The following is a 13,521-nucleotide window of genomic DNA, read 5'->3' on the forward strand; positions in this document are numbered from 1 at the left end:
TAACTATTCATTTATTCTTAAAAATTCCTGTGCCAATTTTATTCTTTCAAAAACTTTAGACTTACCTAGTAATTTTAAAGAATCAAAAAGCGGCGGAGAGACTTTGCTGCCAAGCGCTGCAATTCTAATAGGAAGAAGAATTTCTCCCAATTTAAAACCATTGCTCTCAGCAAAATCATAAAAAATTTTATCATTTTCCTCTGATGATCTTTTTTCAAATCCTTCTAAAATAGGCTTTATTAACTCTAAAATAGAACAAACCTCTTTAGCTGTTTTTTTTCTACTTAAAAACTCATCTAAATTCCAAGATTTAATGTCCTCATAAAAAAATTTGGTCATATTTAAAGCATCGCTTAGCTTTTTAATTCTACTCTTTATAAGAGGAACTAATAATTTTAATTTTTGATTCTCCTCAAAAGTACTAACCTTGGAAACATACCCTTTTTTTTGGAAAAAAGGGAGTAAAAGATTAAATAAATCTTCATCTTTTTTTTCTCTAATATAGTAGCTATTGAAAAAATCTAACTTATGATAATCAAAAATTGCAGGAGATTTATTGATCTTCTCAATTGAAAAAAATCGCTCAAGGTCATTTTTTGAAAAAAATTCTCTCTTATCATCATAAGACCAACCAAGTAAAGTAACATAATTAATAATAGCCTCTGGAAGATACCCATCTTCAATAAACTGCCTTAAAGCTGTTGATCCATGTCTTTTGCTTAATTTTTGACCATCATTTCCCATAACCATTGGGAGATGACAATAAATAGGCGGCTTCCATTTAAAAGCCTTATAAAGAAGCGCGTGCAATGGACCTGAAGAAACCCATTCTTGAGCCCTTAATACATGGGTAATTTTCATTAAATAATCATCAACAACATTCGCAAGATGGTAGGTTGGCAGTCCATCTGACTTAAGAATGATAGGATCAGGACTAATGTCTTTATTCGACCATGTAATCTTTCCAAGCAAAATATCATCAAAGCTAGTATCTCCTTCTAAAGGAATTTTAAATCTGACAACAGGCTTGATTTTTTTAATTAGTGCATTCTCAACTTCATCATCACTTAAATTTCTACAATGCCTATCATATCCAGGTGGCATCTTATTAATATTTTGAATTTTTTTAATCCTTTCTAACCTTTCAGAACTACAATAACAATAATAAGCATGCCCGGATTCAATCAAATATTTAGCATATTGCTTATATATTGCGCCTCTTTGCGACTGAACATAAGGTGCATAATCGCCCCCTACAATAGGACCTTCGTCAAAAGAAATACCAAGCCATTTAAGACTTGAATAAAGATCATTCTCTGCTTCTGGAAAATATCTGCTCTGATCTGTATCTTCAATCCTAAGTAAAAATTTACCCCCACAAGACTTTGCAAAAAAATAATTAAACAAAGCTGTTCTAATCCCACCAATATGTTGCAAACCCGTTGGAGAAGGCGCATAACGAACTCTTATACTCAAAAAACAACTCCTTCAATAAAAAACATCTTTTTTAGAAAAATCATAAATATAATAAAAAACAACAAAAAACAAATTCGAACCAAGTAGTCTTGTATGCTTAGAATCTATCCTATTTTTAAATTTATAATATCGATTTCTAATCTCAATTTTCTTGCTTTCAAGCAAATCAAAAGATATTTTTGATTTTCGCAATAAATAATAAAAATAAATAGTAAAAATATCATTTTTTAAAAAAAACTTATCTAAAAAATTTACTAACTCTTTTAGCTTTAAATGCTCTTCAAATGACAACATACTAAGAGCTTCGCAATATTTTACCCACTTGTTTCTACTGAACTTATAATTTAAAATCAAGCTAGAAGCCTTCTCCTTCTCTCTAAAACTAATAAGAACGGAATAAAGCTCTATTATTGTCTTATGTCTTAATCTATTGTCTTTTAAATAAAAATAAAGCTCATCAAGACTTTTTTTGTCTTGTTTTATTAAAATAAACCTAAGAAGAATAGATATTTCAAAAACACTTTTAAGCTTCTTACGAACCATTTTAAGCTTTAAAAAAGTAAATGTATCTTCCATCCCATTTAAAATAAAATACAATCTTGAAGAAAAATATTGGGAATAAATAACATTAAAAACAATCACTAGTAAAAAATAAATTACAATAAATTGGTAATTAAACAAAATAAAGTTTAATTCCATTTGAAATCTTAAAATTGTCAGAAAATAAACAAATAATCCAAGAAATATAATATTAAAGCCTAAGCGTATTTTTTCTACCATAAAAATCTCTTTAAAAAAAAGCTTAATTCAAAAATTGAGATATAATAAGTATATTATACTAATAGATAGACAATTAATAAATAATATGATATACATGGTTATTAGAGCTTAATTCCAAGGAAATAAATGCAAAATCTAGAAAGCATTATCAAAAATATAAAAAATTCATCATATTTAATAGACAAGGAATTTTTAGTTTGGCCTGAGAATGCATTTATTAGAGACAAAAACATTGAGCTTATTGAAAAATGGAACCTAAAATCATACATTAAAGAGAGAACAAATTTTTTCAGTGATGATTCTGTTAAAAAAGAATATGAAGAAATACACAAAAAATTCGACGAAGAGGCTATTTCTAGTTATCATGTAATAATAAGCAACTTGGAAGAAATTTATGAAAATTTCAAAAGAAATAAAAAAATATATTATCAAGATATTATACCTACTGTAAAAAAAGTAATAGAATTTTATAAGAAACAGAAAAAAATTTTTATCAAATATTTTAGAATTCCTAAGCTTTCTGCAAACTATCATATTATTCATTCAGTAAATACAGCTATCTTAACAGTAGCCCTTGGTAATGAAATGGGACTAAATAACTACAAAACAGTAGAACTTTGTAGTACTGCTCTTTTACATAAAATAGGATTTCTATTTATCCCATCAAAAATCAGCGAAAAAAAAGAAAAATTAACTGACGAAGAACTAGACATAATAAAAAAATATCCCATAATCAGCTATAAAGTAGCTTCAACGAGCAATTTGTCACGATCAATATGTTTAACGCTTTTAACACACAAGGAAAATCTAGACGGAACAGGTTATCCTAAAGGACTGACAAGTGAAAACATTAGCATAGAATCAAATATAATAGGAGCTGCTAGCGCCTATTCTGCTATCATTTTAGATAAGGCATACAAAAAATCTTTTAATTCTGGGGCATCTATTATTGAATTAATTAAAGATGCTGACAAAAAATTTGACAAGAGAGTTTTAAAGTTAATAATCAATGCAATATCTTCTTGCCCTTTAGACTTTATTGTAGAGCTTAATGACAATTCTATAGCCAAAATAGTAGATATAGATGATTCTAACCCAAATCTCCCATACATAAACTACATAATAAAAAATGGAAAAGTTGTAGACAAAAATGAGCAATCTAACGTTCAGTCTATACCAAACACAAACACAGGAATAAAAAAAATACTCAATCAAAATGAAATAGAATTAATTAAAAATAAACATTCTTTAACAGATATTATATAAGAACACATTAAAGGAGAAAAAGTATGATTTTAATCATATCAGCTATGCAAGAAGAATCAGAAGAAATAAATAAAATGATTGATGACAAAGAAGAAATTATATTAAACGGCTACTTGGAAAATAACAAAAATTATAAAGGAAAAATTTTGGGAAAAGATGTAATATCTTTAACTACAGGAATTGGAAAGGTTAACGCAGCAACTTGGAGCAATCAAATTATATCTAGATACAAGATCACGCATATAATAAACTCTGGAAGTTCTGGTGGAATAAAAGAAAACTCTAATCTTAAAATCTCAGATATCATAGTATCCTCAGAAACAGCATACTATGACTTTGACTTAACCAAATTTGGGCACAAAATAGGACAAGTCCCTAATTTACCACAAAAGTTTAAAGCGGATGAAGAACTATTAAAAAAAATAGTCCATATTATTGACAACAAGCTTTTAAACATTGATATCCATATTGGTTTAATACTAACAGGAGATCAATTTGTTGACAATGAAAAAAATCTTGAGACAATTAAAAAAAATTTCACAGATGCTTTAGCTGTAGATATGGAAGGAGCTGCAATAGCTCAAGTGGCACATATGTTTAAAATACCATTCATAATAATTCGTTCAATTTCCGATTTACCAAACAACAAAGACAACCATGTAGACTTTAATAAATTTTTAAAACAATCATCAATAAATTCGAGCAAAATGACAAAGGAACTTATTAGGCTAATATGAATAAAATAATAGCAGCTAACCAAACTTTAACTTCTGAAGCTGTATCTGAGGGACATCCAGACAAAATTGCAGACCAAATCTCTGACGCCATCCTTGATGAAATACTAAAATTGGATAAGAATGCAAAAGTAGCTTGCGAAGTCATAATTGCACAAAATTTAGTAGTAATAGCAGGAGAAATAAATAGTCCTGTAAAAAAAACCATAGATATAAAAGAAATTGCTAAAAACATCATTAAAGATATAGGCTATACAAATATTGATTATGGGCTTGATTACAAAACAATAACGGTAATAGACGCCATTGGCAATCAATCACGTGACATTGTAAACGCAATTGAAAAAAAAGGATCTAATACCCTTGGAGCAGGTGATCAGGGAATAATATTTGGATATGCTTGCGATGAAACAAAAAATTTTTTACCTGCTCCTTATGAACTCGCCAATTCAATTCTAAAAAAAGCCAGCAATCTTAGAAAATCAGGAGCAATAGAATGGTTAAGACCCGACTCAAAATCTCAAGTCACTATGGAATACGATAAAAACAGAAACCCCGTGAAAATAAAAAATATTATAGTCTCTCACCAACACCATCCAAATATCTCCCAAAAACTAATACGACAAACAATAATTGAAGAAATTATTAAACCCACCATTCAAGACAAGTCAATGATTGATGAAAATACTAATTATTGCATTAATCCTTCTGGAAATTTTGTAATTGGAGGACCTACCGGAGACACGGGTCTTACAGGAAGAAAAATTATTGCCGATAGCTATGGAGGATTTGCAAGACACGGAGGAGGAGCATACAGCGGGAAAGACGCCACAAAAGTAGACAGATCAGCTGCCTACATGGCAAGATATATCGCAAAAAATATGGTAGCAGCCGGAATTTCTAAAGAATTTGAACTACAACTTGCATATGCAATTGGAATTGAAAACCCAATATCTATTCAAATAACTTCAGGAATAAATGATCCCAAATATGCAAACAAAATATTAGATTTCATTGTCAATAACTTCGATTTAACTCCCAATGGTATAATTGAAAAATTAAAACTAAAACAACCCATATATCTTAAAACTTGTACTTATGGACATTTTGGAAAAAATGAATTTGAATGGGAAAAATTAGATTTTGTAAAAAAAATACAAGCGGTACTAAAAAAATGAAAAAAATAACAAGCTTTACAATAGACCATACAAAATTAAACCCTGGAATATATGTCTCAAGAAAAGACACCTTTGAAAATGTAATATTTACTACAATAGACATTAGAATCAAAGCTCCCAACATCGAACCAATAATTGAAAACGCAGCAATACATACAATAGAGCACATAGGAGCTACTTTACTTAGAAATAATGAAGTTTGGGCCGAAAAAATACTATATTTTGGTCCCATGGGATGCAGAACTGGTTTTTACTTAATAATTTTTGGAAACCATGAAAGTAAAGATCTTATTGACTTAATATCATGGATTTTTTCCGAAATTGTAAATTTTTCAGAGCCCATTCCAGGCGCAAGTCATAAAGAATGCGGAAATTACAAAGAACATAACCTTGATATGGCTAAATATGAGGCCTCTAAATACTTGCAAATATTAAACAATATCAAAGAAGAAAATTTAATATACCCCTAACTAATAAAATTTACAAAATAGAAAGTATCTCGCTGTCATTTTTTGTTGCTACGTCAAGTTGAAAAATAAAGCCTAGGGTTATTTTATGCATTTGATTTAAAAGTAAAAGTTTATTATAAAAAATTGGAGAAATTGTATATTCCAAAAAAATAAAATCTATATTAATTCTAGCTCCAATGTCTAATCCTAAAACAACATTATTCAGTAATGCCCAATCATTTGAACCTCTAAAACGAATTTTAGCATCAATATATGAAAATTTTAAACCTGTAAAAAACATTAAACTAAACATTGGGGTATAAGGTAAAAAGAAATAATTGCCATACATTCTCATTGATATTGAAACATCTTTTATTATGAAATAATTTAGAGAGCGCTTCAAATATGCTTGATTATCCAAAATAAACATAATCTCTTTGGTGTAAGGAGTATAGCTTGGCAAAAATTTAATATCTAAATTAAATTCTCCACCGAATGCGAAATTTTGAGAAACATTAACACCAAGTCCGCTGAAAAACTGATACCTAAGTCTTTCATAGAAGAATAAATCTTGAGTAAAATTATCAACACCAACCCCAATTCCATTGTATATATTAAGATACCCAGGAATTCCTGAATAAATTCTTAATGCATTAAGCATAAAGACAAAAAAGAAAAAAAAATTTCTTCTCATAAAGAATCCTTTTGGGGGCAAAATAAATTTAAATATTCATACTTATTTTCATAGACAATTCTTTAAATTTTTCAACCTCAAGATCAAGTTTATTACCTCTCTTAAAACCAAAACCATCATTTTTAAATCTTGGAATCACATGGAAATGGGTATGAAAAACCTCTTGCCCCGCACCAGCTCCCAAAGAAGAATAAATATTTATTCCACTACAAATGCTTGAATTTATTTTCTTTAAAGCATTCGAAATTTTTTTACACACTCTTAAAATTCTCTCGTTAAATTTATCATCCATATTCAATAAATCTTCACTATGTTCTTTAGGAATAACAAGAGTATGTCCAACGGTTAAAGGATTAATATCCAAAAACGCTAAAACCAAATCGTCCTCATAAACTTTATAACTAGAAAGCTCTTTGTTTACTATTTTACAAAAAATGCAATTATACATTAAAAATGTCCTATTATAAAAAAATAACAATTAACATATTTAAATGAAATTTAAACAGCATAACTAACTAAAACCCATTTTGCTATATTGAAATAAGCTATCAAAGTAATAGCATCTGCAATAGTAGTGATTAAAGGACCTGCCATAAGTGCTGGATCTAACTTGAAAATTTTAGCAACAATGGGCAAAAGACCTCCCAATATCTTTGCTACTGTCAAGCTTACCATTAAGCAAGATGAAACTACAAACGCTATTTTCAGCTTATCAGCATGCTGTGGAGCTACAAAAAATACAATTCTTAAAAAATTAACACTAGCAAGAATTACCCCCACTAGAATACTAACACATATTTCCTTTAAAAAGACCTTAAAAAAATCTTTTACCTTAATAGTACCAAGAGCAAGCTCACGAATTATTAACGCAGATGCCTGAGAACCAGCATTACCCGAAGTATCCATTAAAAGGGGAATAAAACTAGCCAAAACCACTAAAGACAACATTAAATTTTGATAATTTGAAATAATTGTAGCTGTAAAAGTAGAAGATACCATAAGAACTAAAAGCCAAATTATCCTATTTTTTGTCATAACCAAAATAGAAGTATCAAGATAAGAGGTGTCTAAAGGTTTAACAGCCGCAATCATTTGAAAATCTTCGGTATTTACAGATTGAATAACTTCTAAAATATCATCGATAATAATAACACCTATCATTCTCCCTTCGTTATCAACAACAGGAACACTGGTAATATCATATTTTTGAAAAAGAAGTGCAACATCCTCTTTCTCATCATTGACTCCCACAATATAAAAACCACTATTTCTCATTATTGATGACAGAATGACATCATCTTTGGCTAATATTAAATCTTCAATTTTTATCACTCCTTTTAAATGCTTTTCATCATCTGTAATATAATAAGTATAAATATCTTCTTTGGTTTTAGCTACCCTTCTAATATAGTCAAGAGCCTCACCAACAGTGAAATCTTCTTTAAGTTCAACATGCTCAATTGTTACAATTGATCCTGCAGAATCATCACTGTAAGACAAAAATTTATTAATAATTTCTCTATTCTCTTCTGTAGAACTTGCTAAAAATCTCTGAACAACATTTGCAGGAACCTCTTCTAAAAGATCAATAACGTCATCAAGATTCAGCTCATCGATCATTTCACTTATTTCTTTATTTGTAAAAGAATTTGCTAATTTATTTTTTGTAGATTGGTCAAAATTAGAAAAAGTTTCAACTGCTATTTTTTTGGGCAAAAATCTATAGAGTAAAATCAGCTCAGATCCATTAAGTCTTTTAAGAGCCTCAGCAATGTCAAAAGAATCGTGCTTTAAAAATTTTTCTTTAATTTTAGAGTAACTCTTCTCTTTAAGAAAAATTCTCAATTCATCAATATCTATCATTAAAAGGCCTCCAAAAATTTAAATTTTACAAGACATTTAATGAATCCAATTCATCAAAGCTTATCCAACAACATAGAACATCTTCCCGAAGGGATAGGAAGGGTTTTTTCTTTTTTATTTAATATATTTATTGTAAAATAATAAAGCTTTTCGGATTCCATTTTTATTTCCCAACCTCTTTTCCCTTTATTACAAATTATTGTGGTTTGATTCTTCTTAAGAGATAAGCTTTCTATCCCCATAATCTCAAGAGTGGGTATATTCCAATATACAGTTTTATCGGGCAAACTAATTGTAAGCCCAATAATATTTTCTATCATCAAACTAATGCTAAAAAGAGCAAGATAGCAAATAAGATTTTTCTCAGTATAAGTTTTTTTATTAGAATCAAAATATGCAGGCCCTTCTTGCATAGGCTTATAAGCTTCCCAAATGTGTCCTTGAATTTTATTAAACGGCATTAAAGTGTCTAATATATAATATAAATGCCTTATAGTAAATTCTCTTGCAATATTTGCACGACCACAATATTCAAGACCTTTGATCACAAAAAAATTCATATAAGTATAAACTGAGCCATAGTATCCATTGCCATCCTCACTAAAACCCGGCTCACTAACAGAAAGAGTTGGAAAAGGATTTGGAGTCCCAAAGTGCTTAGTACTTTTTAAATAAAAAATCATTCTCTCTATTCTGTCCTCACTGGGAATCTCGGAAAGCATTGGAAAAAACCCGACTATTGTCTTAATTTCTAGAATATTTTCATTAACATCAAGATCATAATAAAATCCATCTTTTTCACTCCACATTAAAGAATTAATTTTGACCTTAAGAGAAAAAAATCGTTTTTTGTATTCAAGTGATAAATTTTTATCATTTAAAATGTCTGCTAATTTAGAAATACAATATGCACTATGAAGTTGCAATGAATTAAAATCTACAGGATAGTGTGCATTTACCCTTGGAGAGTTTTTATAAAAAATTTTATTTACGTCAATTGAATAAAGACCATTTTCCTTTAAAAATTTGCTCTCTATCCACTTATAATACTTATCAAGAATTGGCAAAACTTCAGAAATTCTCTTTTTATTTCCTGTTTTATGATACAAATTATATTCAGCCCATGCAAAAATAGGAAATCCAATATTCTCTTCATTCTCATCCAGATCAATAATAGCATTGTTATTGTCATATCTAGCTCTGATTGCACCAGATTCTTCCTGCAGCTGATAAAATTTATCAATCGCAGATGTAGATGAATATTCCCCATTGCTATAGACAAGAAAAAAGCTTGACATACAAGCTTGCATTTGATCTATATAATTGCAATTCTCCGAATAATAATTTTTATCTTTTTTGCCCTTATCAGCAATTTTTTGTAAAACAACCTTGTCTTGAATCCAAGATAAACTTTTGTTATAAATATCAATAAAATCCTGATCATAATAGTAAATCTTGGGAAACATTTTTTTATTCAATGCTAAATCCCCTAAACAATAGAAACTTACTTCTACTTATTATAACACAATAAATATAACATAATTAAAAACTAGAAAATTAAAATCTTTTTATTTAAAAAGCCTATAACTTTAATATTTGTTTTATAAAAATTTCATATTCTTCCTGATTACAAGGAACAACAATCTCTTTATTGATTATTTTACTTTCAAGAACTTTTATGTATTCAAATTCATTCGCATTAGATAAACCAACAACACCATCTCTTAATCCCATTTGGACAATTTTTCCACCTTCCCAAGCATTATTATTTTTAAGATATTCACTAGTAATCAAATATAATGCGTCGCCAACATTTTTTATAACAGAGGTAATAAAATTTTTAGGAGCAAGATAAGACTGATCTTGATCAGATCCAATAACATAGTAACCATCACCAAGTTCTTTTGCTGCCTCAATAACACCAACCCCTGCCAAACCAGCTGCAAAATGAATTATATCTATTCCTTTAGAATACATTTTATTAGCTATGACTTTACCAATATCAACATCAGAAAAAGAATTGGAGTATTCACTTACAATCTCTATACCCCTATTAGCATACTTTGCGCCGGCTTCATAGCCATAACGAAATGCATCTACTATATCGCCTTTCACTCCTCCTATAAACCCTATTTTACCAGAAACACTTTTTTTAGCCGCAACACAGCCAGCTAAAAAAGCACCTTGCTCTATTCTAAAAACAACACCAATCAAATTTTTAGGAATCCGAACATCATCACCATAAATAGGATCTATTATTCCATAGCTAATTTTTGGATTCTCTAATGAAACCGATAAAGAAACGTCCGTAAGCATATACCCCACAAGCCAAATCAAATTCGAACCATTCGTTTTCAAATTATCAAGCTCTGAAACATAACTAGAATAAACACCAGAAGCATCCCTAGAAAAAACCTTTTCAATACTTTCTGGAAAATCTTTTTCCAAGCGCAATAAAGCCTTATTAGCACTAGAATTAAAAGATTTGTCATCAAGAATACCATCTACCAACATAGATATCTTAATTTTACTTAAACCAGATTCTATTCCATTTCCACCCAAGCAAGAAGCCAACAAGATGCCTAATATAAAAATTACAATCTTCATATAGAACACTTCTCCATTCCCATCATTCACACAAAATCAATGCGCTTTTTACACTTAAAAATAAAAAATATAACTTGATTCTTTATTCAAATAAATTCTTTAAGAAATTTTTCATAGCTTTCTTTATTATATGGAACAATAACTTCTTTATTGATTATTTTACTAGAAAGGCTATCGATTTCTTTTTCAAGTTCAAAGGAAATTATTTTGGGGTTTCTTACAAACCCTACAACTCCTTCTTTAAGGCCATAATTTATTAATTTACCACCTTCGAAAGTATTAGTTTTTAAATAGTTAGATGTAAAAATATTTAAAGATCTACCAACATCTTTAGTTGTAGATGTGATAACATTATCGGGAGCAAGATATGATTGATCTTCATCAACTCCAATAATGTAATGCCCAGAACCAAGTTCTTTTGCAACCTCAATAGCACCAATTCCTCCAAGACCTGCAGCATGATGAATAATGTCTATCTCATCAGAATACATTTTGGTTGCAACGCTTCTACCAGCTTCAACGTCAGCAAAACTACCAATATACTGAGTAGATATCTTTATATCTTTATTGGCATACTTAGCACCAGCTTCATATCCATACCTAAAAGCATCTACTATCTCTCCCTCTATTCCCCCTAAAAATCCAATTTTACCTGTTTTAGAAACTTTTGCAGCAATATAACCTGTCAAAAACGCGCCTTCTTGAGCTCTAAAAGTCATGCCTACTAAATTTGCAGAAATAGGCTCGTTAGAATAAACAGGATCAATAATTGCATATTTCACCTCGGGATTTTGCAAAGAAGCAATCTTAGCCACATCGCTAAATCTATATCCAATAAGCCAAATTAAATTTGAACCTGCATCTTTAAGCCCCTCAAGATCAGATAAATAAGAATTTGTTGAAGACTCTTTCAAAACAAACTCAATCTTAAATTCCTCTTTAACTTTTTTTATACCATTTAAAGCACTCTCATTAAAAGATTTATCATCAAAAGTTCCATCAATTATTAAAGACACCTTAGGGGTTCCACTCTCAAGACTACCCCTACCACTACAAGATAAAAAAACAAGACCTTCAAACAAAATCAATAACAACAATTTATTCATAAAATACATTCCTTTCAAATAAAGCTATATCTAAGTAGTTTATAACTTTGATTTAAATAAATCAAATGCATATTCGCTATCAGGAACAATAATTTCTCCACTTATTATTTTATTTTCTAGGTCAACAATTTCATCAACTAGTCTATTATTTAAAACATCAGGATCCTTAACAATTTCTATTACTCCCTCTTTCAACCCTCGATCAATAACAACTCCACCTTTAAAAACTCCATTTTTAATATAATCTGATGAAACAGAATAAATAACCTTACTAATATCCTTGAGTACTGAAGTAATAACATTTTGAGGCGCAATATACGATTGATCTTGATTTAAACCAATAACATAATATTTGGGTCCAAGTTCCTTAGCAGCGTCAAAAACTCCAAGCCCCGTTATACCAGCTATTGGAAAAATAACACCTACTTTATCCTCTTTGTACATGAACCGAGCCATTTCTTTGCCTTTATCTTTATCAAAAAGAGAAGGCGCCTTTTTAGAAACTAATCTCAATTTGGGGTTAGCATAAAAAATTCCAGCCTTAAAGCCAAACTTAAAATCATTTAAATATTCGCTTGTAGGGCCTGTTAAAAATCCAATCTTTCCCTTCTTACTCATCTTAGCAGCAATATACCCAGCTAAGAATGCACCCTCTTCATTTCTAAACTTAATAGCCAAAGAATTCTTAGGAACTTTAATATCGCCATAATCAAAAGCATCTATAATCCCATAACAAATATCTGGACGTTCATACGAAAGCTTAACCGACAAACTGGAAAATTTGTATCCAATCAACCAAAAAAGATTTAAAGGATTTTTTTGAACCTCATAAGCATCCTCTGTCATTGCCTCATCAACAGTAAGAAGTCTTTTGCCCTCAATAGGGTAAGGCCTTAAAGATTTAGTTATAAGCTTTACTCCAAAATCATCTCTAAGTTTTACAACACCATCATGAACACTTTGATTATAGCCTTTATCATAAAAGCTACCATTAGCCAAAACACCTACAACAACTTTATCGGATTTAATAGACTTTTTATTAGATTGAAAACAAGCCAATACTAATAAAGATAAAACAATAAAAACAAACTTTTTAAGCAAAATTAATCCTCTCCTTACAAAATTTATTTAAAAAATTTAGAATTTTTTAAAATCAAAATATTAACTTTATTTCACTAACAAGTAGTATTCTTTATTTATAAAATAAAAATATTAATAAACTTTTAAAAAACAAATAATACTTTTAACATTAATAAAAACACGGTGGTAGGAAAAATTATTTTTCCTACATCACCATAATATCCAAATTTAAACCCTTTTGCAAGATAAATCTAAATTAAATTACAAAAATCAAAAGACTATCTAAAA

13 protein-coding genes are annotated in these 13,521 nt (G+C 29.4%); 4 read left to right on the forward strand and 9 right to left on the reverse strand.

The window, feature by feature from the left end:
* Positions 1-3: 3 nt before the first annotated feature.
* Positions 4-1,476: a glutamate--tRNA ligase gene (gene gltX, locus QIA27_RS02340; RefSeq protein ID WP_301403542.1), complete on the reverse strand. Its 1,473-nt coding sequence runs from the start codon at positions 1,474-1,476 to the stop codon at positions 4-6.
* Positions 1,477-1,488: 12 nt separating this feature from the next.
* The gene (locus QIA27_RS02345; protein WP_301353673.1) at positions 1,489-2,256 is read right to left on the reverse strand and encodes a hypothetical protein; all 768 of its coding nucleotides are present in this window, start codon (positions 2,254-2,256) and stop codon (positions 1,489-1,491) included.
* Between the two features lie 126 nt (positions 2,257-2,382).
* On the opposite strand from QIA27_RS02345, the gene pdeB reads away from it, so the two are divergent.
* Genes pdeB through QIA27_RS02365 form a run of 4 tightly spaced genes read left to right on the forward strand, consistent with a single transcriptional unit; the run spans position 2,383 to position 5,904 of the window.
* Positions 2,383-3,522: a cyclic di-GMP phosphodiesterase PdeB gene (pdeB, locus tag QIA27_RS02350; protein ID WP_301403543.1), complete on the forward strand. Its 1,140-nt coding sequence runs from the start codon at positions 2,383-2,385 to the stop codon at positions 3,520-3,522.
* 23 nt (positions 3,523-3,545) lie between these two features.
* Positions 3,546-4,259, forward strand: a complete 714-nt coding sequence (locus QIA27_RS02355) for a 5'-methylthioadenosine/adenosylhomocysteine nucleosidase (protein WP_301353676.1) — start codon at positions 3,546-3,548, stop codon at positions 4,257-4,259.
* Entirely contained in the window at positions 4,256-5,434 is a 1,179-nt protein-coding gene (gene metK, locus QIA27_RS02360; protein WP_301403544.1) for a methionine adenosyltransferase, read from the forward strand. The genes QIA27_RS02355 and metK overlap by 4 nt, the downstream gene beginning before the upstream one ends.
* The gene (locus tag QIA27_RS02365; protein WP_301403545.1) at positions 5,431-5,904 is read left to right on the forward strand and encodes an S-ribosylhomocysteine lyase; all 474 of its coding nucleotides are present in this window, start codon (positions 5,431-5,433) and stop codon (positions 5,902-5,904) included. Before metK ends, QIA27_RS02365 begins: the two co-directional genes overlap by 4 nt.
* Before the next feature lie 10 nt (positions 5,905-5,914).
* Here QIA27_RS02365 and QIA27_RS02370 read toward each other — a convergent pair whose 3' ends face one another.
* The 7 genes from QIA27_RS02370 to bmpC form a co-directional block, all read right to left on the reverse strand.
* Complete coding sequence (locus QIA27_RS02370) at positions 5,915-6,577, reverse strand: hypothetical protein (protein ID WP_301403546.1); 663 nt, start codon at positions 6,575-6,577, stop codon at positions 5,915-5,917.
* Positions 6,578-6,605: 28 nt separating this feature from the next.
* Entirely contained in the window at positions 6,606-7,025 is a 420-nt protein-coding gene (locus tag QIA27_RS02375) for an HIT family protein (RefSeq protein ID WP_301353680.1), read from the reverse strand.
* A 50-nt stretch (positions 7,026-7,075) separates the two neighbouring features.
* Positions 7,076-8,440 (reverse strand): magnesium transporter, encoded by a 1,365-nt coding sequence (mgtE, locus tag QIA27_RS02380; protein WP_301386351.1) that lies wholly within the window; start codon positions 8,438-8,440, stop codon positions 7,076-7,078.
* Positions 8,441-8,493: 53 nt separating this feature from the next.
* A complete protein-coding gene (locus tag QIA27_RS02385; RefSeq protein WP_301386352.1) occupies positions 8,494-9,918 on the reverse strand; it encodes an MGH1-like glycoside hydrolase domain-containing protein in 1,425 nt (474 codons plus the stop codon).
* Between the two features lie 103 nt (positions 9,919-10,021).
* A complete protein-coding gene (bmpB, locus tag QIA27_RS02390; RefSeq protein ID WP_301353683.1) occupies positions 10,022-11,047 on the reverse strand; it encodes a nucleoside ABC transporter substrate-binding protein BmpB in 1,026 nt (341 codons plus the stop codon).
* Positions 11,048-11,133: 86 nt separating this feature from the next.
* A complete protein-coding gene (gene bmpA, locus QIA27_RS02395; RefSeq protein WP_301353684.1) occupies positions 11,134-12,153 on the reverse strand; it encodes a nucleoside ABC transporter substrate-binding protein BmpA in 1,020 nt (339 codons plus the stop codon).
* A 39-nt stretch (positions 12,154-12,192) separates the two neighbouring features.
* Positions 12,193-13,254, reverse strand: coding sequence for a nucleoside ABC transporter substrate-binding protein BmpC (gene bmpC / locus QIA27_RS02400; protein ID WP_301353685.1), 1,062 nt, complete (start codon positions 13,252-13,254; stop codon positions 12,193-12,195).
* Positions 13,255-13,521 lie beyond the last annotated feature (267 nt).

Source organism: [Borrelia] tanukii, from assembly GCF_030439725.2.
GTDB classification, from domain to species: Bacteria; Spirochaetota; Spirochaetia; order Borreliales; family Borreliaceae; genus Borreliella; species Borreliella tanukii.